Below are 22,878 nucleotides of genomic sequence, written 5' to 3'. Positions count from 1 at the left end.
ATGTAAAAGGGAGAAGGAATCGGCTTTTTTCGGAAAATCACTATCATGAAACCTACTCTTGTGCTGGTCGGCCGTCCCAATGTCGGGAAATCAACGCTCTTCAACCGCTTGACTCGTAGTCGCGACGCGATTGTGGCGGATATTCCAGGATTGACACGAGATCGCCACTACGGCCACGGCAGGCTGGGGGATAAGCCTTATCTCGTTGTTGATACGGGTGGTTTCGAGCCAATGGCGACGGAGGGTATCCTGCATGAAATGGCCAAGCAGACGCGACAGGCGATCGATGAGGCTGACATGGTCCTGTTCATCGTCGACGGCAGGCTGGGCCTGGCGCCGCAAGATAGAATCATTGCGGAGCAACTGCGCAAAACGGGGCGCAAAGTCATACTGGTGGTAAATAAAACCGAAGGCATGGCGTCTTCTGTCGTTACCGCCGAGTTTCACGAACTGGGTGTGGGCGATCCATGCGCCATTTCCGCCATCCATGGCGACAATGTCAATGATCTGGTTGAACTGGCCCTGCTGCATTTTCCCCCGCCGCAAGCGGACGAAACAAAAGACAAGCATCCGAAAATCGCCATTGTCGGGCGCCCCAACGTCGGGAAGTCAACGCTGGTGAATACCATGCTGGGGGAGGAGCGGGTCATCGCCTTCGATCAGCCGGGTACGACGCGTAACAGCATCTATATCGATTTCGACCGTAACGGTCGCGCGTATACGCTGATCGACACAGCCGGTTTGCGCCGTCGCGGCAAAGTGCTCGAGGCGGTGGAGAAGTTTTCGGTAGTGAAAACCCTACAAGCGGTAGAAGATGCCAATGTGGTCGTACTGGTCCTCGACGCGAGCAGCGAAATTTCGGACCAGGATGCACACATCGCTGGGTTTATTCTGGAAGCGGGCCGCGCGCTGGTGCTGGCAATTAACAAGTGGGATGGCCTGAGCGAGTATCAACGCGACACCATCAAGAGCGAAATCGCCCGAAAACTGCCTTTCCTGGTGAGTTTCGCGAAGTTCCACTACATCTCGGCATTACGTGGCACCGGTTTAAAAGGATTGCTCCCATCAATTGACGCCGCCTATGCCGCCGCGATGGCGCAGCTATCCACCCCCAAACTCACCCGTGTCCTGATGGCGGCGGTAGAGAGACAGCCACCGCCGCGCGCAGGCATGTCTCGTCCAAAACTGCGTTACGCGCATCAGGGTGGTTCGAATCCGCCTTTGATCGTGATCCATGGCAGGTCCCTCGATCATGTGCCCCAAACCTATCAGCGTTATCTTGAAAATATGTTTCGCGAGACTTTCAAGCTCGAGGGTACGCCGTTACGGGTGGAATTCAAGACCGGACATAATCCCTACGCCGGGAAAAGCCCGGCACCTCTCAGCGAGGCGGAAGCAAAGCAAGCGCATCGCCGCCGCAGATACGGCCGAAAGAAATATGGATAATTATCCTAAATCCGGTAGTTGGACGGGGTGAAGTGTGCGGTTTTTTTGGGGTGCAGGGCAAGGCGCAACGACGCGGAATGCGACCGCGCAGGGCGGAGCAGTGCCTTCCGCAGGAAGGTGCGACCCCGAAGCGGGATGCGGGCGCCCCTTGCGTGTGGAATGCGATCGCGGCATCCCCTGCGCTGCCCGATCCCCGCTTCGCGGCGCCGTTCCATTCCAAGAAGTTGCAACGCAGCCATGTGCCGCAAAAACTGTGCAATTCTCTCCGTAGCGCCCTCACCCGGAAGGTGAGCGTCAATTAATATGAAATATTGTTATTAATCATGACACTAATATATTAAATGAGCGGTCAACTACCGGATTTAGGATTATCGATTTCGCTCCAGGTTTCAGTAGAGCATGAGGGGTTACAGAATAATGCCTCGTTCTCGTCGCATGCGCCAAGGCTCGCTAGGCTGTGTCACGATATCTAATGCAATATCCTCGGCACGCTCAAGATGAATTCCGGAATCGGTGCGTCAAAACGAAGGCCGTCTTCAGCCACCATCTGATAACTCCCTTTCATCGATCCAACTGGTGTCGAAATGGCAGTACCGCTCGTATACTCAAAGCTGTCCCCGGGCTTCAGCAGCGGTTGCTCACCTACTACGCCGAGACCCCGCACCTCCTGCACACCGCCGCTCCCATCCGCGATAATCCAATGCCGGCTTATCAGCTGTGCCGGGACTGTGCCGGTATTGGATAGGACGATCGTATAGGCGAACACATACCGATCGAGTGCCTCGTCCGATTGCTCCGGAAGATAGGTCGTGTGGACCTTTACCATAATTTCGTATTTTGTGCTTTCAGCCATAACCGCATTGCACACTATTTTTCACCTGACGGCAAGGGTGACGCATTATAAAATTGTCCGGGCTGACCAAATTCGAGGAGAGTGGGGGTTTAACGGCTGAAGCTGTTAGCGTCAAGCGGCCATTTACGGTTAAAATCCAGTTTTTTGTTTACAAGGAAGCCCTTCATGGCTAATTATCGCATCGCCCCAAGCATTCTTTCCGCAAACTTTGCCAAGTTGGGCGAGGAGATCACCGCTGTTATCGATTCCGGCGCGGATTTTATTCACTTCGATGTGATGGATAATCACTACGTGCCCAATCTTACCATTGGTCCACTGGTATGCAGCGCGATCCGTCCGCTGACGGACGCGGTTATCGATGTGCATCTGATGGTTGAGCCGGTGGATCGTATTATTCCTGACTTCGCCAAGGCAGGCGCCAATATCATTTCGTTTCATCCAGAAGCCTCCCGCCATATTGATCGTACTATCGGACTTATCAAGGAACAGGGTTGCAAGGCGGGCCTGGTATTCAACCCTGCCACACCATTGAATTATCTTGACCATGTACTCGAAAAACTGGATCTGGTACTGATAATGTCGGTCAATCCCGGTTTCGGCGGACAGCAATTCATTCCCGAAGCATTGGAAAAACTCAAGGCGGTGCGCAAGCGCATTGATGAGTCAGGGAAGAAAATCCTGCTTGAAATCGATGGTGGGGTAAAGGTGGACAACATCGCCGAAATTGCTCGCGCGGGTGCTGATACTTTCGTTGCCGGTTCCGCTATTTACGGCGCAGGCAGGGACAGCGATCCGCATCGCTATGATTCGATAGTGGCCGCTTTACGCGCAGAGCTGGCAAAGGCTTGACAACAGCTTTTAAAGGCAGAAAACCCGCTGAATGCTGAAAATGATCCACGCCTCAGGCGCGTGCCGAGGCTGCATTCTGGCCCAGCATGGTTGACAATGAGGCAGCGGGTTATGCCAAAGCTGTGTGATCCTGCTCCAATCAGGGGGAGCACTCAGAATTCATGAGTTCCCAGCGTTTTCGTGCAACATGATCATATCGACTAATAGGAATAACACGCGTGAACAAAAGTTTTTCTCCGATTGCGGATGCCTCTGAAGTTGAAATAGAATTTCCCCTGCCAATCAAGGCCGTGATGATCGACCTGGACGGCACCCTTCTCGATACAGCGCGGGACTTGGCCACCGCTGCCAACATGATGCTGAGGGAACTGGGCAAAGCGGAGCTTCCGCTGGAAACCATCCAGTCCTACATCGGCAAAGGCGTAGAGAAATTAGTGAAACGTTCTCTTACCGGAAGTATTGACGGCGAACCTGACGCAGAATTGCTTGGCAGAGCGATGCCGATATATGAGCGCGAATACGCGAGAGCGCTGTGCAATGATACGCAGGCCTATCCGGGTGTATTGGAAGGGTTGAATGCCTTGCGCGAAAGCGGTTTTGGTCTGGCTTGCGTAACTAATAAAGCTGAAGTCTTCACCTTGCCGCTGCTTCGTGCGACCGGATTGTTCGGTTTTTTCGATATTGTCGTTTCAGGCGATAGCCTGCCCAAAAAAAAACCCGACCCCATGCCTCTGCTGCATGCCTGCAAGCACTTTGGAATTCAGCCGCGTGAAATGCTGCTGATTGGGGACTCCTTGAACGATGCGCAAGCAGCGCGCGCGGCGGATTGCCACATCTTTTGCGTGCCATACGGTTACAACGAAGGGCGGGATGTGCATGAACTCGATTGCGACGCAGTGGTTTCGTCGCTTTACGAGGCAACGAGGCTGATCCGGAAATTGTCATGATAGACAAAAAAACTGAAATTGGGAGATGCGCAGGCACCGCCTGGTGGCCTTGGCGCCAGGCCTTTGCCCGCTGGCGTGCTTGATCCCGCTGTGCATTCTTTCTTTTTCTGTTTTTTTCGGAGTAGATCATGACGGAAGCTGAATTCAACGATCTTGCAATACAAGGCTACAACCGCATTCCAATAGTGCTGGAAACCGTTGCCGATTTCGACACACCCCTGTCTGTTTATCTGAAGCTTGCCAATCGCCCGTATTCATATTTGCTGGAATCGGTGCAGGGTGGTGAACGTTTCGGGCGATATTCATTTATCGGCTTGCCCGCTTCCACCCGCATCGAGGCACGCGGCAACCACATCAGCCTTATCCATAGTGCAGGACTGCGAGAAATCGAGGTGGATGATCCGCTGTCGTTCGTCGAATCCTATCTGTCGGATTTCAAGGCGGCGCCATACGCCGCTTTACCGCGCTTCTGCGGGGGGCTCGCGGGCTACTTCGCATATGATACGGTGCGATATATCGAGCGCAAGCTGGCCGGTGACGTTCACCCCGGTGTCCGCCCCGATAGGCTCGATACGCCGGATATATTACTGCTGCTATCCGAAGAACTGGCGGTCGTGGATAACCTTTCCGGCAAGCTCTACCTTATCGTTTACGCTGACCCAGGCGTGGCCGGCACATACCTTGCCGCCAGGAAACGCCTGAAAGAACTGTTAGCGAATCTGCGCAAGCCTGTGGAGATTCCGACGGAAGCATCATATCCATCCGGTGAGGCTGTCTCGGAATTCAACGAAACGGATTTTATTGCGGCAGTGGAGCGCGCCAAGCGTTATATTTTCGATGGCGACGTTATGCAGGTAGTGCTATCGCAGCGCACCAGCAAGCCTTATGGCGCTTCACCGCTGGCACTTTACCGCGCGCTTCGCAGCCTCAATCCATCGCCATATATGTTTTATTATCATCTCGGCGGTTTTCACGTGGTAGGCGCCTCGCCCGAGATTCTGGTGCGGCTCGAAGGTGAAACCGTGACGGCGCGTCCCATCGCCGGTACCCGCCCACGCGGAAAAACCGTACAGGAAGATGCGGCGCTGGCAGCCGATCTACTGGCCGACCCGAAAGAACGTGCGGAGCACGTGATGCTGATGGATCTGGGGCGTAACGATGTCGGGCGCGTTGCGCAGACCGGCACGGTAAAAGTCACCGAGAACATGCAGATCGAGCGCTATTCTCACGTTATGCATATCGTTTCCAATGTAGAGGGCAAGCTCAAGCCCGGCCTGAACGCAATGGATGTACTGCGTGCCACCTTCCCGGCGGGAACTGTAAGTGGTGCTCCCAAGGTGCGGGCAATGGAAATTATTGATGAGCTGGAAGTTTCGAAACGTGGAATTTACGCCGGCGCCGTCGGTTATCTGGGATTCAATGGTGATATGGATCTGGCTATTGCCATTCGCACCGGTGTCGTCAAGGATGGTACGTTGTATGTGCAGGCGGGTGCCGGTATCGTTGCCGATTCCATTCCGCGAAGTGAATGGATAGAGACGCAGAACAAAGCCAAGGCACTACTGCGTGCGGCGGAGATCGCAGAAGCGGGTCTGGATAGCAAGATTGAATAGAATGTGATGTCATCTGCCGCGCCACAGCGGATGACACCGGATGCGTTGCCGACGGTCGGGCTTGTTCATGTGCTTGCGGCAGAGCCATCGCAGTCAGGGTGGCGATGCAGGTAGCCGTGAATCAAACTGACTTCCTCGTATTCTCGCAGCAGATTAATCAGTCGCCGTCACTGCCTTTCATAAGCCCATTCCAGCAGCGCATCCATGGCGGGCTGAGCATTTCCCGACCTGGGATGATTGACTAGAAAAACCACGACCACGCGCCTGCCCGATTTTTCAAGCACATAGCCGGCCATGGTTTTCACCCCTTCGAGCAGGCCGGTCTTGATATGGGCCTGGCCTGCCGTGGCGCTGCCGTTCAGCCGTTTCTTCATGGTGCCGTCCACCGCCGCGATCGGCAGGGAGGAGATGAACTCGGGCATTGCCGGGCTTTGGAATGCCGCGAGTAGAAGCTCTCCCAGGTGACGAGCACTGATGCGTTCGTTGCGGGATAATCCCGAACCATTTTCCATGATCAGTTCGGGGAAACTCAACCGTTTGGACCCGAGCCATCGTTGAATCGCCGCGTTCGACTTCGCCAGTGTCGCGCGCGGCTTATATTTACTGTCACCCGTACCGTTGGTTGCGCTGATACTTTCGCCGGCAGCGGCCTCTGTAGACACGCCTCCAGCCATATCAGTCGGAAGACCGGTAGTCAACCCGAGTGCAAGATACAGTTGCCGTGCGGCGGTATTGTTGCTGAATTTATTGATGTCGCGAACAATGTCCGTAAGCGGAGGGGATTGATGAATTTCAAGTGGCGGTATTCCTTCCGGCGCCGCGCCCGTTCTTACCTTGCCACGAAATACTCCGCCCTGTTCCTCCCATAAGTGCCGAAAAAGGCTGAAGATATAGTGTGCGTTATCGTGTACGCTGAGAAACAGGGTTTTTTCGCCGCAATCACTGGAATAATTCCCGTTGAGCAGGACCGATACGCGACCGTTGTCCTTGACGGCGGTACGAATATCGGTACCGAGCGCGTCGCGCCATTCGCTGCATGGGCCATTGGTAAGCTTTAGGTTATTTTGAAGGTCCAGCGAGGCCGGCAGTGGATCGACAACAATCCGAACGGTTTTGCTTCCAGGCTGAGGAATCAGGCGCAGTGCCAGCGTCCGGTAGTTTACCAGCAGCGCTTCGGGGAGGACGTTGTAAGCGCGGTAGGGTTTGCCATCGAAGGCCGCAGGGTCGCCGTTGGGCAGATCGAAATGACTGCTATCCAGTACCAGGTCACCGGTAATTTCGCGTAATCCCGTCTGGCGCAGGCGTCGCGTGAGCAGCCAGAAATTTTCGAGATTCAGCTTGGGATCCCCGTAACCCTTGATCACCAGATCGCCGCGCAGCGTGCCATCCTCCACTATTCCGCTGGCGTACGACTCCGTGTTCCAGGTATAAGCCGGGCCCAGCAGTTCCAACCCGGCAAAAGTAGTGACAAGCTTCATCACCGATGCCGGATTCATCCCCGCGTTGCCATTAACGGATAGCAGCGGCTTGCTCGCGCCGATTTCGTGAACGTAAACACCAATTGCAGACTCGGGAATCCGTGCTTGCTTAAGCGCTCTATCGACAGATGCCGGCAGATTTTGAGACGACGCGGACAACGGCACGGCGGCTGATATGAAACACAGAGCAGCAAGTACATGCTGATGCAGAATTTTCATTTATCTACGCATGAGCGCGCGATTGCACAGTGTTTATTGTTTGCGCTGATTTTTACCATGAATCGAGTGCCCGCAAGGTTCCTGCTACCAGCAAATCCATTTCCTGTTCATCAATCGTATACGGCGGCATAAAGTAGACAGTATTTCCAAGCGGACGCAACGATAAGTCCTGCTTGAGGGCCGCCTGAAAAAATTTTCCGGAAAAATCCGGGTCGGGCGTCTCAACGTCGAATGCCCAGATCATGCCGCAGTTACGAAAGTTTTTTACCTTTGGATGGAACGCAATCGGTTGTGCCGCATGGTTGAGATAGCTGGCCTTGACGCGATTGGCTTCAATGACCTTATCCTGTTCGAAAATATCCAGCGTAGCCAGCGCGGCGCGGCAGGCAAGCGCATTACCCGCATGAGTATGGGAATGCAGAAAACCGAACGCAGGCTTATCGTGATAAAAAGCGTTATAAACCACATCCGTGACCATCACCACCGACAGGGGCAGGTAACCTGCGCTCAAGCCCTTTCCGAGACACAATAGATCGGGAACGATATGGGCCTGCTCGCAGGCAAACAGGGTTCCGGTCCTGCCAAAGCCAACCGCGATTTCATCGGCAATCATGTGTACTTTGTACTTATCGCATAGTGTTCGCGCCAGCTTCAGGTAATCGGGATGATACATACCCATTCCCGCTGCCCCCTGTACGAGCGGTTCGACAATAAGTGCTGCGGTTTCGGCATGGTGTTGTTCGAGATAGGCTTCAAGTGCGGCGGCTGCGCGTAGTGCATAATCGCCATGGGATTCCCCTTCAGCCGCATAACGCCAGTCCGGGGTTGGGACGTGCGCACTTGGGCGCAATAGCGGAGCGTAGATATCCTTGAACAGCGCCACATCGGTGACTGACAGCGCCCCCAGCGTCTCGCCGTGATAATCGTTCTGCAAGCTTACGAAGCGATTTTTTTCGGGATGACCCATGTTGTGCCAGTAATGGAAGCTCATCTTCAGCGCGATTTCCACTGCGGATGCGCCATCGCTGCTGTAGAAACAATGGCCGAGCTTCCCCGATACCAGTTTGCGCAGGCGCTCCGATAGTTCCACTACCGATTCATGCGTGAAACCTGCAAGCATGACATGTTCCAGTTTATCAAGCTGGTCACGGATGGCGGCATTGATGCGAGGGTTGGCATGACCGAACAGATTGACCCACCAGGAACCGATAGCGTCGAGGTAGCGCTTGCCCTCACTGTCGTAAAGCCACACGCCTTGACCTCGGACGATTGGGATGAGCGGCATCGATTCATGCTGTTTCATCTGGGTGCACGGGTGCCACACTGTCTTTAAACTGCGTTCCTGCAAGTATTTATTGTTCATCTACTTGAAATTCACCCTCATAGACCATATTATTAGCACTCGTTAGCAGTGAGTGCTAACAGATTTGTGATAAATCCAAGGATCAGGCCGTCAATACGGCTTTTCCCAGATTTCGTCGTTTTGATTTTTTAAAACAGGAGAAAGAAAACATGCAGATTCGTCCATTACACGACCGCGTTATTGTCAAGCGGCTGGAAGAAGAACGCAAGACCGCATCCGGTATTGTCATTCCGGACAGTGCTGCGGAGAAGCCCGATCAAGGCGAAATTGTCGCGGTCGGCAAAGGCAAGGTCGGCGATGATGGCACCATCCGTGCGTTGGAAGTGAAAGTCGGCGATAAAGTGCTGTTTGGCAAATATTCCGGACAAACGGTAAAAGTATCCGGAGACGAACTTCTTGTGATGCGCGAAGAAGACATCATGGGCGTTATCGAAGGTTAATTTTTACCTTACACAACATTTTCTGGAATTAGGAGAAAAAGATTATGGCAGCAAAAGACGTAAAATTCGGCGATTCAGCCCGCCAAAAAATGGTTAACGGGGTCAACATACTGGCCGACGCAGTCAAGGTTACTCTGGGGCCCAAAGGCCGCAACGTAGTACTGGAGCGTTCCTACGGTTCGCCCACCATCACCAAGGACGGTGTTTCAGTAGCCAAGGAAATCGAACTGAAAGACAAGTTCGAGAATATGGGCGCGCAAATGGTGAAGGAAGTCGCCAGCAAGACGTCGGACGTGGCCGGTGACGGCACCACGACTGCTACCGTACTGGCGCAATCCATCGTAAAAGAAGGCATGAAGTATGTTGCCGCCGGGATGAACCCGATGGATCTCAAGCGGGGTATCGACAAAGCCGTTACCGCGACGGTTGAAGAACTCAAGAAATTTTCCAAACCCTGTACCACCGGAAAGGAAATCGCGCAGGTAGGCAGTATTTCCGCCAACTCGGATCCCGAGATCGGCAAGATCATTGCCGACGCGATGGAGAAAGTAGGTAAGGAAGGCGTAATCACGGTCGAAGACGGGTCCGGGCTGCAAAATGAGCTGGAAGTGGTCGAGGGTATGCAGTTCGATCGCGGCTATCTTTCACCCTATTTTGTCAATAATCCCGACAGACAGATCGCACTGCTGGATAACCCTTTTATCCTGCTGCACGATAAAAAAATATCCAACATCCGCGAATTGCTGCCGGTGCTGGAACTGGTAGCCAAGGCCGGCAAGCCCCTTCTGATAATTGCTGAAGATGTGGACGGTGAAGCGCTCGCGACACTGGTAGTGAACAATATCCGCGGTATCCTCAAAACCTGTGCAGTCAAAGCGCCAGGGTTTGGCGATCGCCGCAAAGCCATGCTAGAGGATCTCGCCATCCTCACAGGCGGCACCGTCATTGCCGAGGAAGTCGGTCTGTCTCTGGAAAAAGCGACGCTGCAGGAACTCGGTCAAGCCAAGCGCATTGAAATCGGCAAGGAAGAAACCACCGTCATCGATGGTGCGGGCGATACCAAGAACATCGAATCCCGCGTCAAGCAGGTCCGCAACCAGATTGAAGAAGCAACCAGCGATTACGACAAGGAGAAATTGCAGGAGCGCGTGGCAAAACTGGCAGGCGGCGTAGCGCTGATCAAAGTCGGCGCAGCTACGGAAGTTGAAATGAAAGAGAAGAAAGCGCGTGTTGAAGATGCGCTTCACGCAACTCGGGCGGCGGTGGAAGAAGGTATCGTTCCCGGCGGTGGCGTTGCCTTGTTGCGTGCCCGTGCTGCAGTGGCCAGCATCAAAGGCGACAATGCCGATCAGGACGCGGGTATCAAGATCGTTCTGCGTGCGCTGGAAGAACCGCTGCGCCAGATTGTGGCCAACTGCGGCGATGAGCCCTCGGTGGTGATCAACAAGGTGCTGGAAGGCAAAGGCAATTTTGGCTACAACGCCGCTACCAGCGAGTATGGCGACATGGTGGAAATGGGCGTGCTGGACCCTACCAAGGTCACACGCTACGCTCTGCAGCACGCTGCTTCGGTGGCGAGCCTGATGCTGACCACCGACGCTCTGGTGGCAGAACTGCCTAAGGACGAATCCGGTGGCGGAGGCGGTATGGGCGGTGGCATGGGTGGCATGGGTGGCATGGGCGGCATGGATATGTAGGGTTTGCCGCTGCCGTAGTAAAACGCAGAAAAATAAAAAACCCCGCCCCGGTGGGGTTTTTTATTGTATAAAGCGTTCTGGAGAAAATGAGCGGTTATTTTTACAGCAGCCCATACCTGACGTTTTGAAGATGTATACGTAATGTGCAGGAACCTTTGAATAATTGCCAGATTTGCCGGCGCAGTTGCAATAAGTGCTACCCGGAGAAGATTTGTTCAGGAGTTCCTTCTGGATTCGTTATTTTTGCAGGAACCGGACGCTCCACGATTTCGACGCTATCATTGCACATTACATTGACAGGCTTCATCTCCTGCAGGCTTCCAATTGGATGGATATGTTTTGCGCAAGACGCATAGGTATAGCAGCCAGTCGAAATGATGGGTATTCCGATGTTACGGCAATGCAGTGGTGGCCAATATTCCTTCCATAATTATTTATCATGACCCCAGACCAGTATTGCCAGGAGAAAGCTGTTCAAAGCGGTTCCAGCTTCTATTACAGTTTTCTCTATTTGCCCTTGGAAAAACGCCGTGCCATTACTGCGCTATATGCGTTTTGCCGTGAAGTAGACGACGTGGTGGACGAATGCACCGACGCATCGGTGGCGCGCACGAAACTCGCCTGGTGGCGGCACGAAGTCGACGCGATCTTTTATGATGGACAAGGAAACAAGCCGAGTCACCCGGTGGCGAAAGCGCTGGCAGAAGTGTCACCGACTTTCAATCTCACTGCTCAGCGGCTGAAGGAAATCATAGACGGCATGGAAATGGACCTTGACTATAACCGCTATGCGGATTTCGAAACCCTGAGGCACTACTGTTATCACGTAGCCAGCGTGGTAGGGCTTTGTTCTGCGGAGATATTCGGCTATCAAAATCCGAAAACCCTGAAATATGCGGAAGACCTGGGACTCGCGTTCCAGCTTACGAATATCATACGGGATGTAGGGGAGGATGCGTGCCGCGACCGCATTTACCTGCCCCAGGATGAACTCGCCCGTTTCGGGGTAACCAGCGAGGACATACTCAATTCCCGCGAAACCGATGGCTTCCGGCAATTGATGGAGTTTCAGATCGAGCGTGCAGAAAGTTATTACGCCCGGGCTTTCGCAGCGTTGCCTGCGGAGGATCGCAAAAACCAGCGGCCGGGAATCATCATGGCCGGGATATATGAAGCGTTGCTGAAGGAGATCAAGGAGGACGGCTGCCACGTCCTTCGTCAGCGTGTGAGACTTACGCCGATGCGTAAGTTATGGATCGCATGGACGACCTGGATGAGAGGGTAGGCACGTCGCCCCGCCGATTCTGGCTAGTATTGGCAAAGCTGGAACGGCCCATGCGCACCGCCAAATAGCGGAAATTACAACGTCATACTGACGCAGTAAGCACAACTTAGAATCGGTGCCGCCTTGTAGCTTGGTTTGGGATTTGGCCAGCAGGATTTTTTAACCGATAAACCCCTCTATGAACCAATTCGAAAATTACACGCCGTCCAAGGATCTGCTCAAGAACCGCGTGATCCTTGTCACCGGGGCGGGGCAGGGAATGGGCCGGTCTGCAGCGCTGGCATACGCCGCGCATGGCGCAACCGTTATATTGCACGGACGTAATGTCAAGAAACTGGAAAGCGTGTACGATGAAATCGAGGCGATGGGAGGGGCCCAGCCGTCAATTTTTCCACTTGACCTCGAAAAGGCCGAAGACAAGGATTTCGCCGCAATTGCCCAAGCCATTAAACTGCAATTAGGCCGGTTGGACGGCATTTTGCACAATGCGGCGCTCCTGTTCAGCTTGACCCCGCTCGCGGTGCAGACACTGGACCAATGGCTGGCGCTGTTGCGTGTCAATCTCATTGCCCCATTCGCATTGACGCGAGCCTGCCTGCCATTGCTGAAAGCGTCACCGGATGGAAGCGTCATTATGACGTCGGATACACATGGTCACGCGCCTGCTGCCTATTGGGGCGGCTTTGCAGTGGCCAAGGCGGCAATAGAGGCGTTGGTAAAAATTCAGGCCCAGGAATGGGAAATACTGCCAAACCTGCGCATCAACGTTTTAATCCCCGGGCCCGTGCATACACCGCAACGAACCCGGACCCATCCTGCCGAGATCAAGCATGACATGCCCCAGCCGCAGGATTTAATGCCATACTATTTGTATCTGATGGGCCCTGATAGTAAAGCACTCAGCGGCGAAACGGTATTTTGCCGGGGCGGTGCGTAGTACAGGCTGCTGTAGCTGAAAGAAAAATGTATAATTGTTCGGTACCAATGAAAAAAAGCGGCCTGCGAAAGTGGCGGAATTGGTAGACGCACCAGATTTAGGTTCTGGCGCCGAAAGGTGTGGGGGTTCGAGTCCCCCCTTTCGCACCAGGGAGTTGTAAGCGGTCTGAGCGATAGCGCATCTTGACGGCTGTCGCGTTCCCCCTGGTCGCTAACGCTGCACAATGTTATCAACCAGTCAGGAAATGCAATGCAAACGAATGTCGAAGACCTTGGTGCGCTGGAGCGCCGCCTTAACGTTTCGGTTCCCCAGGAGAAAATCGAGACGGAAATTGAAAGCCGCTTGAAGCATTTGGCGCGCACGGCGAAATTGCCCGGTTTTCGGCCGGGAAAAGTGCCGCTGAAAATCGTCATGCAGCAGTATGGCCCGCAGGTGCGGCAGGAGGTGATCAGCGATGTGCTGAAGAAGAATTTCAGCGAGGCTGTGCGCGAAAAAAACCTCAGAATCGCTGGCTATCCTCGCTTTGAACCCAGGCAGCCGGCAGAAAATGCGACCCAATTTGAATTCAGCGCGACATTTGAGGTCTATCCAGACATAGTTGTGGGCGACTTGGGTGCAATTCGCGTCGAACGGCCCGTGGTCAATATCGCCGAGTCCGATATTGATAATACAGTAGAGGTTTTGCGCAAACAACGCGTTCAATACGAACCTGCGGAGCGGGAGGCCCAGTCGGGCGATCGCATCAATATCGATTATCATGGTCGCATCGATGGCGTGGAGTTTGCAGGAGGTAAAGCCGAGAATTTTACCTTGGTGCTGGGCGAAGGGACGCTTCTCAAAGACTTCGAGGAACCGCTGATCGGCATGAGTGCCGGACAGGTCAAAACATTTGAAGTTACCTTTCCGGCAGACTATCATGGTAAAGAGGTCGCCGGAAAGACTGCCGTATTTGAGGTGACTTTAAACGGGGTGGAGTCTTCAAGACTGCCCGATGCCGATATGGAATTCGCCAGGTCGCTGGGTGTCGCCGATGGCGATATTGAAAAAATGCGTGTCGAAATCGAGGCCAACCTCAGGCGTGAGGCGTCTCGGCGTATAAAGACCAGACTTAAGGAACAGGTCATGCAGGCGCTTCTTGATGCAACCACCATCCAGGCTCCCAAGGCCCTGGTGGAGATGGAGCAGGAACGCTTGATGCAGGAAGCGCGCGAGGAACTGGCGTCGCGCGGCCTGAGCGCCAAGAACTTGCCGTTGCCTGAGGATTTGCTTCTGGAAAGAGCGCAACGGCGCGTAAACCTGGGATTGATTTTGGGGGAGCTGGTAAAAAGCCACGGCTTGCATCCAAAGCCCGAGCAGGTGCGTGCGGTGGTAGAGGATCTCGCGCAGAGTTACGAAAATCCGGCGGAGGTGATCAAATGGCATTATTCCGTACCGGATCGTCTTAATGAGGTCGAGTCCGCAGCGCTGGAAGACAATGTCGTGATGTGGGTATTGGAGAAGGTCGCAGTGGCGGATAAATCAGTGACTTTAGATGAGCTAATGGGAAGATCATAATGCAGCAACTTGACTGGAAGCAGCGTAGTCTCGAGCCGAGCGGGTTGGGCCTGATTCCCATGGTGATCGAGACCAGTGGAAGAGGCGAACGCGCATACGATATCTATTCTCGATTGCTGAAAGAGCGGGTCATATTCCTGGTGGGCCCGGTTACCGAGGGCTCCGCAAACCTGATCGTGGCACAACTCCTGTTTCTGGAGTCTGAAAACGCGGACAAGGATATTCATTTTTATATTAATTCTCCTGGGGGCCTGGTTTCTGCCGGGATGGCGATTTACGATACCATGCAATATATTAAACCCGATGTCAGCACGCTTTGCATAGGACAGGCGGCAAGCATGGGATCGCTGTTGCTGACGGCCGGTGCCAAGGGTAAACGCTTCTGCCTCGCCAACTCGCGCGTTATGATCCATCAGCCGTTAGGGGGCTTCCAGGGGCAGGCTTCGGACATTGAGATACATGCGAAAGAGATTCTGTTTCTAAAAAACCGGTTGAATGAGCTGTTGGCGAAGCACAGCGGCCAAAGTATAGAGACTATCGAGAGAGACACGGACCGGGATAACTTTCTCAGCGCCGAGCAGGCGGCGAAATACGGCCTGATCGATGCTGTGCTAACTTCCAGGAGCGAAAGCACGAGTTGAAAAAGATAGGGTGGAAGTGATTGCTGGTCTACGAGCGCAACGGCTCGGATAATGCGGGATAAAACTATGTCAGAGAAAACTGGCGGTGAAAAACTGCTTTATTGTTCCTTCTGCGGCAAAAGTCAACACGAAGTGAAGAAGCTCATTGCCGGCCCATCGGTATTCATCTGCGATGAATGTATCGAGCTTTGCAATGACATCATTCGTGAGGAAATACAAGGCGCTGAAGCTGCCAAGCTTACCAAGTCGGATTTGCCGGTGCCACATGAAATTTGCCAGATCCTCGATCACTATGTAATTGGCCAGGAGCAGGCGAAGAAGATCCTGTCGGTAGCGGTTTATAACCACTACAAACGGCTGAGAAACCTGGCAAAGACGACGGATGCCGATGAAATCGAGTTGGCGAAGAGCAATATTCTGCTTATCGGCCCGACGGGTTCGGGCAAGACATTGCTCGCGCAGACGTTGGCGCGATTGCTTGATGTGCCTTTTGTGATGGCTGACGCGACAACGCTGACCGAAGCAGGCTACGTCGGCGAGGATGTGGAAAACATCATCCAGAAGCTGCTCCAGAAATGCAATTACGATGCAGAAAAGGCCCAGCAAGGGATAGTTTACATTGATGAAATTGACAAGATTTCGCGCAAATCGGACAACCCGTCGATTACGCGGGATGTTTCGGGGGAAGGCGTACAGCAGGCCCTGCTGAAACTGATCGAAGGGACCATTGCATCGGTGCCGCCCCAGGGAGGTAGAAAACACCCCAATCAAGAGTTTGTGCAGGTGGATACCACCAACATTCTTTTCATTTGCGGCGGTGCTTTTGATGGGCTCGACAAGGTAATACGCGCCCGATCCGAAAAGGGAGGGATAGGTTTTGGCGCCAATGTGAGAGGCCGTGACGGGCGGAAGGATTTCGGCGAAGTATTGCGAGGCGTGGAGCCTGAAGATCTGGTCAAATATGGCCTGATACCGGAATTCGTCGGACGTCTGCCCGTGGTTGCAACGCTGGAAGAACTGGATGAGTCAGCGTTGATTCAAATATTGACCGAACCGAAGAACGCGCTCATCAAGCAGTACCAGAAAATGTTTCACATGGAGGGGGGCGTCGATCTCGAATTCCGCGAGCAGGCCCTCAAAGCAATAGCCAAGAAGGCGCTGGCCCGAAAGACCGGGGCGCGTGGTTTGCGTTCCATTCTGGAGAGTGCTCTGCTGGACACGATGTTCGATCTTCCATCGCTGGAAAATGTTGCCAAGGTAGTAATCGATCATGGTTCGGTCAATGGCGATATCAAGCCCATCCTGATCTATTCAGATAAGCCGAAGGTAGCCAAGAGCTGTTGATACACGTCCCGTATTTGCATTGTCCGTTGAAATTCTCCGCGGCGTCCCCATAACTCTTGTTTGTCTCTTATAGGTGAGCCGACATGTCTTCTCCAGTGAACGATCCTACTCAAATTTCATTACCGCTGTTACCGTTGCGCGATGTCGTCGTTTTTCCGCATATGGTCATTCCTCTTTTCGTTGGAAGACCTAAATCCATAAAAGCGCTGGAAATCGCCATGGAATCCGGCAAGAGCATCTTGCTCGTGGCTCAGAAATTTGCAGCCAAGGACGAGCCGGCGCCGGAAGATCTCTATGGCGTCTCCACCGTTGCAAACCTGCTGCAGATGCTCAAATTGCCGGACGGTACCGTCAAGGTGCTGGTTGAAGGCGGCCGCCGCGCACGCATTATCAACGTGACCGACGACGGCACGTATTTTTCCGGTCAGGCAGCATTGCTGCCTCCGGATGCTATTGATAACCATGAGGTTGAAGCAATGCGGCGCGCGATGCTGGCTCAATTCGACCAGTATGTAAAGCTCAATAAAAAGATTCCTCCCGAAATACTGACTTCGCTTAGCGGCATAGATGAAGCAGGGCGTCTTGCTGACACAATTGCTGCTCATTTGCCCTTGAAACTTGAGCAAAAGCAGGAAGTACTGGAAATTTTCGATGTGCCGAAGCGCCTGGAACATTTGCTGGGATTACTGGAAACCGAACTCGATATACTTCAGGTGGAAAAACGCATTCGTGGACGCGTCAAGCGTCAGATGGAGAAAAGCCAGCGGGATTACTATCTCAACGAGCAGGTGAAAGCTATCCAGAAGGAGTTGGGCGAGGGTGAAGATGGCGCCGATCTGGAAGAAATCGACAAGAAAATACAAGCAGCCCAGATGTCCAGGGAAGCTCGAGCCAAGGCAGAGGCAGAACTGAAAAAACTCCGGTTGATGTCTCCGATGTCGGCGGAAGCCACGGTAGTACGCAATTATATCGATGCGCTGGTCGCGCTGCCGTGGAAAAAAAGGAGCAAAATCAGCAAGAATCTCGGTGCTGCCGAGGTCGTGCTTGAGCAGGATCATTACGGGCTGGAGAAGGTCAAGGAGCGAATCGTCGAGTATCTGGCTGTGCAGCAGCGTGTGGATAAATTGAAAGCGCCCATTCTTTGTCTGGTAGGCCCTCCCGGAGTAGGCAAAACCTCGCTGGGGCAATCCATTGCGCGTGCCACCAACCGCAAATTCGTACGCATGTCGCTGGGCGGTGTTCGTGACGAGGCCGAGATACGCGGCCATCGCCGCACTTATATCGGTTCGATGCCTGGCAAGATACTGCAAAACATGACTAAGGTGAGCGTCAAGAATCCCTTGTTTCTACTGGATGAAGTGGACAAGATGGGTATGGATTTTCGTGGCGACCCCTCATCTGCACTTTTGGAAGTTCTTGATCCAGAACAAAATAATTCTTTTGTGGATCATTATATCGAGGTTGAGTACGACTTGTCCGATGTCATGTTTGTCGCCACCGCGAACACGCTGAATATACCGCCGGCGCTGCTTGATCGCATGGAAGTAATAAGGTTGTCGGGTTATACGGAGGATGAGAAACTGAACATTGCCACGCGCTATTTACTGCCTAAACAGATAAAAAACCATGGATTGAAGGAAAACGAACTGGCGGTATCCGAGTCTGCGCTGCGTGATATCACGCGCTATTACACGCGTGAGGCCGGCGTGCGGGCAATGGAACGGGAAATCTCGAAAATTTGCCGTAAAGTCGTGAAGGCATTACTGCTGAAAAGTGATCAAAAGAAGATTACGGTCACAGGACGGAATCTCGACAAATATCTGGGCGTAAGACGCTACACGTATGGCGTTGCGGAAGAAAAAAACCAGGTAGGACAGGTTACGGGTCTGGCATGGACCGAAGTGGGGGGCGAACTATTAACCATTGAAGCTGTGGTGTTGCCTGGCAAGGGGAAAACCATCACAACCGGAAAATTGGGTGAGGTGATGCAGGAGTCGGTTCAGGCTGCCCTTTCGGTAGCGCGCAGTCGCTCACGAACATTGGGTATAGCAGACGATTTTTATCAGAAGAACGATATTCATATTCACTTGCCCGAAGGTGCGACACCCAAGGATGGCCCGAGCGCAGGTATCGGCATATGCATTGCGATGGTATCGGCTCTGACCGGTATTCCGGCTCGGGCGGCTGTGGCAATGACAGGGGAGATTACGTTGCGTGGTGAGGTCCTGCCAATCGGCGGCCTCAAGGAGAAACTGTTGGCGGCGCATCGCGGTGGCATAAAAACAGTGCTGATCCCGGAGGATAACGTCAAGGACCTGGCGGAGATTCCGGAAAATATTAAAAATAGACTGGATATTCATCCGGTGAAATGGATAGATCAGGTCCTGGATCTGGCCTTGGAGCGCAAACCGGAACCGCTTCCCTCCGCCTCGCCCGTATCCGCTCCGGGTCCGGTTGCGGCCGAAGGGGGCGTAGCGAGCGTTGTTATCAAGCACTAAAGATTTCTGCCCCATGTCAGTCGATGGGGCAGAAAGCAAGCTGTATAGACCATTTTTATTTTCGGCCTTTCATTTTGGATAAGATTCCTGCGTAAAATGTAGTATGAAACGTTCTCTGAAATATTTTTACAATTGCTTGACCAAGCACAAGCGGCTTGATATAAAACCGATTGCAGGGTTTTTGTAACTCTTTAACAATAACGAAAGGGGAATCACGTGAATAAATCCGAACTTATCGATGCCATCGCCAAATCTTCCGACATTTCCAAAGCCTCGGCGGGAAATGCGCTGGACGGTGCATTGTCTGCTATTAAAGCGGCTTTGAAAAAAGGCCAAAGTGTCACCCTGGTTGGATTTGGAACTTTCAAAGTGGGGAAGCGCGCAGCCCGCACCGGCCGGAATCCCCGCACTGGCGCAGCTATCAAGATTGAAGCTACCAAGGTACCGAAATTCAGCGCTGGCAAGGCGCTCAAGGATGCAGTAAACTAGCGTTCTTTAATCGGGGTGCTTAGCTCAGTTGGTAGAGCGTCGCCCTTACAAGGCGAATGTCGGCGGTTCGACCCCGTCAGCACCCACCAGCAGCTTTTTGATCGTTGGAGTGGTAGTTCAGTTGGTTAGAATACCGGCCTGTCACGCCGGGGGTCGCGGGTTCGAGTCCCGTCCACTCCGCCAGATTTTGGCTTAAACCAGGGCGAACGCAAGTTCGCCTTTTTTATTCATTTTCTGTCCATCAATGTTTGATTTTGTCCATAAAAAAAGACGAATCGTCCAGGTCATCCTGGCGCTCGCCACGCTGCCGTTCCTGTTCTGGGGCCTCGAATCATATCAAAGCAAAGAGGGCGAAGATCAAGTTGCGCTCGCGGCTGGCGAAAAGATCCTTCGCCAGGAATTCGATCAGGCCGTGCGCAATCAGAAGGACACCATGCGGGCTTCGATGGGAGCGGGCTTTGACGATGCCCTGCTGGATAAGCCCGAAGTGCGATCCGCAATATTGGAAGGGTTGATTCAGCAGCGCTTACTGAAGCATGAAGCATCTCGCTTGGGATTGGCTGTGCCGGATGCCCAGCTTGTGGAAACAATACAAAATATCTCTTCATTTCAAGAAGACGGAAAATTTTCCAAGCCGCGCTATGAAGAACTGCTGCGTGGACAGGGGCTCAGTCCGCAAGCATTCGAAGCACGGGTGCGCCAGGAACTGATGCGCCAGCAGTTGATCGCGCCTTACAGCGAAAGCGGCTTCATTTCCGATACGGTAGCGGAGCGGGTCCTTCGGTTGAGCGAAGAAAAGCGCGAGGTTAGCCTGGTTCAAATACGGCCGGAACAGTTTCTGGGCCATATCAAACCTGATGATGCAGCCATCAAGTCATACTATGACAGTCACCAGGCCGAATTTCAATTGCCGGAACAGATACGGCTCGAGTATCTGGTGTTATCGCTGGATGAGCTCATTAAACAATCGCATGTCAGTACTGATGAAGCGGAGAAGTACTTCGACGAGCACCGGAGTGAATTCGGGCAACCCGAGGAGCGTCGGGCGAGCCACATTCTTTTGAGCGCGCCTGCCACGGCGCCGGAATCGGAGAGAGCGGCGGCACGCGCCAAAGCTGAGCAGCTGCTTATCGAAATTAAAAAATCACCGGAACGCTTTGCGGATCTTGCCAGGGAATATTCCCAGGATCCGGGTTCTGCGGCCAAAGGCGGTGACCTCGGTTTCTTTGCGCGCAACATGATGGTCAAGTCTTTTGAAGACGCGGTTTTCCAGATGAAGATGGATGAGATCAGCAAGGTGGTCGAGACGGATCATGGTTTTCATATCATCCAGCTTTCCGCCATCAAGAACGCGGAACCGGTCAGTTTTGACAAGGTAAAAGGTCAGGTTGAGCAGGACGTGAAGAAACAGAAAGCTGAGAAGGTTTTCGGCGAAATGGCGGATGAATTCAGCAATATGGTATATGAGCAGAGCGATAGCCTGCAGCCCGCCGCCGAGAAATTCGGCTTATCCATACAGCAGAGCGACTGGACTGGAAGGAACGGCGGTCAGCCACCCTATTTCACCAACGAAAGGCTGCTGCAAGAGGCTTTTTCGGACGATGTCATCAAGGATAAACGCAACACCGAGGCAGTCGAAGTTTCGCCGAACACGCTGGTTTCAGCGAGGCTATTGAATTACCGGCCAGCGACTACGCTCTCCATAACGGAGTTGAAGGATAAAATTTCCGGGCTTATCGCGCGGCAGGAGGCTGACAAGGCGGCTATCAATGAGGGAAAGCAGAAGCTCGCACAACTGCAGGAGGGCAAAGACGAGGCCGTTAAGTGGGGAGCTACCCAGCAGATTTCCCGCAAGGAGCCCCATGGTCTTGACAACGAAACTCTGCGGGCGGTTTTCAAGGCCGACGCGACAAAACTCCCATCCTATACCGGGATTGCGAATCCCCAAGGCGGTTTTACCCTGATTCGTGTCGAGCATGTCACCAAACCAGCCCCGCCGGAGGCAGCACAACAACAAGCTTTTGCCAGACAATTGCAGCAGTTGATCGCCCAGGAGGAGCTCTCGGCTTATCTGGCCGGGGTCAGGAAACGGTATGAGGTATCGGTGAGTAACGAGAACCTGGAGAAGTAGCAGAAAACAAGCCGCTGTCAGCGGCTACATGATATCAAACGCGACTGTGTTAAACCCCGCATCGACATGGGTAATCTCGCCGGTAACACCGCTTGCCAGATCGCTGCACAGAAAAGCCGCGACATTTCCGACCTCCAGAATGGAAACATTACGCCGTAGCGGTGATACTTTTTCGGTATAGCTCAACAGTTTTCCGAAGTTGCCGATCCCAGCCGCTGCCAGCGTTTTGATCGGGCCTGCTGAAATCGCGTTGACCCGTATCCCCTTGGGACCGAGGCTGGAAGCCATGAATCGCACATTCGCCTCAAGGCTCGCTTTGGCTAATCCCATAACATTGTAGTTCGGCATAACCCTTTCTGCACCCAGATAGGTAAGTGTGAGAAGCGAGCCGTTTCGGCCTTGCATCAGCGGTATTCCGGCTTTCGCCAAGGCAGTGAAACTGTAGGAGCTCACATCGTGGGCTATGCGGAAAGCCTCGCGATTTACGCTTTCGACATAATCTCCGCTTAGCGCCTCGCGCGGAGCAAAGGCTATGGAATGGACGATACCGTCAAGGCCATCCCAACGTTTTCCCAAGTCGTCGAAACATTGTGCAATTTCGTTATCATTTGAAACATCGCACGGGAAAAGTAAATCGCTGCCAAACTCCGCGATTACTTTTTGAACCCGCTCGCGCACCGCTTCTCCCTGATAAGTAAAAGCCAGTTGCGCGCCTTCGCGATGCATCGCTTTTGCAATGCCGTAGGCAATGGAACGATTACTCAGTAGTCCGGCGATGAGAATGCGCTTATCAGCAAGAAGTGTCATGTAATATACCTACGAATGTTGAGTGAATGGTCCTGAATCGGTAGTTGGTCCTGGCAGCGAGCATATAAAGGATCGAGCGACACGAGAAGCTATTGCGGTAGGCACCTTGAGCTGAAAAAACACGCCCCGTAGCGAACTCACCAGAAGATGAAGTTCACGGGGCACGAAAATCCTTTCCGGTTACGGTGCTGGTCGACAAATGAGCGGTCAACTGCCGGACTTGGGATTATAGCTTCAAGTCTTTCTTACTTGTAAGATGATCAAATGCCGCCCGGGTGTCAATCAAC

The 22,878-nt window shown here is 53.2% G+C and carries 19 protein-coding genes and 3 tRNA genes; 18 read left to right on the top strand and 4 right to left on the bottom strand.

Annotation, left to right across the window (positions count from 1 at the left end):
- The first annotated feature begins 45 nt into the window (after positions 1 to 45).
- Entirely contained in the window at positions 46 to 1,446 is a 1,401-nt protein-coding gene (gene der / locus KJS40_RS11945) for a ribosome biogenesis GTPase Der (RefSeq protein ID WP_107729751.1), read from the top strand.
- Positions 1,447 to 1,523: 77 nt separating this feature from the next.
- Positions 1,524 to 1,748, top strand: coding sequence for a hypothetical protein (locus KJS40_RS11940; protein WP_213538012.1), 225 nt, complete (start codon positions 1,524 to 1,526; stop codon positions 1,746 to 1,748).
- A 167-nt stretch (positions 1,749 to 1,915) separates the two neighbouring features.
- On the opposite strand, the gene apaG is transcribed toward KJS40_RS11940, so the two are convergent.
- Positions 1,916 to 2,299 (bottom strand): Co2+/Mg2+ efflux protein ApaG, encoded by a 384-nt coding sequence (apaG, locus tag KJS40_RS11935; protein ID WP_213538011.1) that lies wholly within the window; start codon positions 2,297 to 2,299, stop codon positions 1,916 to 1,918.
- Positions 2,300 to 2,464: 165 nt separating this feature from the next.
- On the opposite strand from apaG, the gene rpe reads away from it, so the two are divergent.
- The 3 genes from rpe (at position 2,465) to trpE (ending at position 5,708) form a co-directional block, all read left to right on the top strand.
- Positions 2,465 to 3,148 (top strand): ribulose-phosphate 3-epimerase, encoded by a 684-nt coding sequence (gene rpe, locus KJS40_RS11930; RefSeq protein ID WP_025041673.1) that lies wholly within the window; start codon positions 2,465 to 2,467, stop codon positions 3,146 to 3,148.
- Positions 3,149 to 3,441: 293 nt separating this feature from the next.
- Positions 3,442 to 4,095 carry a phosphoglycolate phosphatase gene (locus tag KJS40_RS11925; protein WP_213539840.1) on the top strand — a complete coding sequence of 218 codons (654 nt, stop codon included), beginning with the start codon at positions 3,442 to 3,444 and terminating at the stop codon, positions 4,093 to 4,095.
- A gap of 128 nt (positions 4,096 to 4,223) precedes the next feature.
- Positions 4,224 to 5,708 (top strand): anthranilate synthase component I, encoded by a 1,485-nt coding sequence (trpE, locus tag KJS40_RS11920; RefSeq protein WP_213538010.1) that lies wholly within the window; start codon positions 4,224 to 4,226, stop codon positions 5,706 to 5,708.
- Positions 5,709 to 5,875: 167 nt separating this feature from the next.
- Here the strand turns inward: trpE and KJS40_RS11915 are convergent, their stop codons facing one another.
- Positions 5,876 to 7,405 carry a D-alanyl-D-alanine carboxypeptidase/D-alanyl-D-alanine-endopeptidase gene (locus tag KJS40_RS11915; RefSeq protein ID WP_213538009.1) on the bottom strand — a complete coding sequence of 510 codons (1,530 nt, stop codon included), beginning with the start codon at positions 7,403 to 7,405 and terminating at the stop codon, positions 5,876 to 5,878.
- A gap of 52 nt (positions 7,406 to 7,457) precedes the next feature.
- A complete protein-coding gene (gene bioA / locus KJS40_RS11910) occupies positions 7,458 to 8,768 on the bottom strand; it encodes an adenosylmethionine--8-amino-7-oxononanoate transaminase (RefSeq protein WP_213538007.1) in 1,311 nt (436 codons plus the stop codon).
- Between the two features lie 149 nt (positions 8,769 to 8,917).
- Here bioA and groES point away from each other — a divergent pair, with 149 nt between their 5' ends.
- From groES to KJS40_RS11845, 13 genes are all read left to right on the top strand, one after another.
- The gene (gene groES / locus KJS40_RS11905) at positions 8,918 to 9,208 is read left to right on the top strand and encodes a co-chaperone GroES (protein WP_025041667.1); all 291 of its coding nucleotides are present in this window, start codon (positions 8,918 to 8,920) and stop codon (positions 9,206 to 9,208) included.
- A 44-nt stretch (positions 9,209 to 9,252) separates the two neighbouring features.
- Positions 9,253 to 10,905: a chaperonin GroEL gene (gene groL, locus KJS40_RS11900; protein WP_025041666.1), complete on the top strand. Its 1,653-nt coding sequence runs from the start codon at positions 9,253 to 9,255 to the stop codon at positions 10,903 to 10,905.
- 439 nt (positions 10,906 to 11,344) lie between these two features.
- On the top strand, positions 11,345 to 12,190 hold the full coding sequence (hpnD, locus tag KJS40_RS11895; RefSeq protein WP_213538006.1) for a presqualene diphosphate synthase HpnD: 846 nt from the start codon (positions 11,345 to 11,347) through the stop codon (positions 12,188 to 12,190).
- A gap of 178 nt (positions 12,191 to 12,368) precedes the next feature.
- Positions 12,369 to 13,127 (top strand): YciK family oxidoreductase, encoded by a 759-nt coding sequence (locus tag KJS40_RS11890; RefSeq protein WP_213538005.1) that lies wholly within the window; start codon positions 12,369 to 12,371, stop codon positions 13,125 to 13,127.
- Positions 13,128 to 13,191: 64 nt separating this feature from the next.
- A tRNA-Leu gene (locus tag KJS40_RS11885) sits at positions 13,192 to 13,276 on the top strand.
- 100 nt (positions 13,277 to 13,376) lie between these two features.
- Positions 13,377 to 14,681 carry a trigger factor gene (gene tig, locus KJS40_RS11880; protein WP_213537992.1) on the top strand — a complete coding sequence of 435 codons (1,305 nt, stop codon included), beginning with the start codon at positions 13,377 to 13,379 and terminating at the stop codon, positions 14,679 to 14,681.
- Positions 14,681 to 15,322 (top strand): ATP-dependent Clp endopeptidase proteolytic subunit ClpP, encoded by a 642-nt coding sequence (clpP, locus tag KJS40_RS11875; protein ID WP_025041662.1) that lies wholly within the window; start codon positions 14,681 to 14,683, stop codon positions 15,320 to 15,322. The genes tig and clpP overlap by 1 nt, the downstream gene beginning before the upstream one ends.
- Before the next feature lie 66 nt (positions 15,323 to 15,388).
- Positions 15,389 to 16,666 carry an ATP-dependent Clp protease ATP-binding subunit ClpX gene (clpX, locus tag KJS40_RS11870; protein ID WP_213537990.1) on the top strand — a complete coding sequence of 426 codons (1,278 nt, stop codon included), beginning with the start codon at positions 15,389 to 15,391 and terminating at the stop codon, positions 16,664 to 16,666.
- An 83-nt stretch (positions 16,667 to 16,749) separates the two neighbouring features.
- Entirely contained in the window at positions 16,750 to 19,164 is a 2,415-nt protein-coding gene (lon, locus tag KJS40_RS11865) for an endopeptidase La (protein WP_213537988.1), read from the top strand.
- Positions 19,165 to 19,380: 216 nt separating this feature from the next.
- Positions 19,381 to 19,653: an HU family DNA-binding protein gene (locus tag KJS40_RS11860; protein ID WP_025041659.1), complete on the top strand. Its 273-nt coding sequence runs from the start codon at positions 19,381 to 19,383 to the stop codon at positions 19,651 to 19,653.
- Positions 19,654 to 19,666: 13 nt separating this feature from the next.
- A tRNA-Val gene (locus KJS40_RS11855) sits at positions 19,667 to 19,742 on the top strand.
- A gap of 17 nt (positions 19,743 to 19,759) precedes the next feature.
- Positions 19,760 to 19,836: transfer RNA gene (locus KJS40_RS11850), tRNA-Asp, on the top strand.
- A 61-nt stretch (positions 19,837 to 19,897) separates the two neighbouring features.
- Positions 19,898 to 21,784 (top strand): SurA N-terminal domain-containing protein, encoded by a 1,887-nt coding sequence (locus KJS40_RS11845; RefSeq protein ID WP_213537986.1) that lies wholly within the window; start codon positions 19,898 to 19,900, stop codon positions 21,782 to 21,784.
- A gap of 24 nt (positions 21,785 to 21,808) precedes the next feature.
- On the opposite strand, the gene KJS40_RS11840 is transcribed toward KJS40_RS11845, so the two are convergent.
- Positions 21,809 to 22,591 carry an SDR family oxidoreductase gene (locus KJS40_RS11840; protein WP_213537984.1) on the bottom strand — a complete coding sequence of 261 codons (783 nt, stop codon included), beginning with the start codon at positions 22,589 to 22,591 and terminating at the stop codon, positions 21,809 to 21,811.
- Positions 22,592 to 22,878: the final 287 nt, after the last annotated feature.

Origin of the sequence: Nitrosospira sp. NRS527 (assembly GCF_018406445.1) — a bacterium.
In the GTDB taxonomy this organism is placed as follows: Bacteria; Pseudomonadota; Gammaproteobacteria; order Burkholderiales; family Nitrosomonadaceae; genus Nitrosospira; species Nitrosospira briensis.
This window is presented reverse-complemented; position numbering and strand designations above follow the sequence as displayed.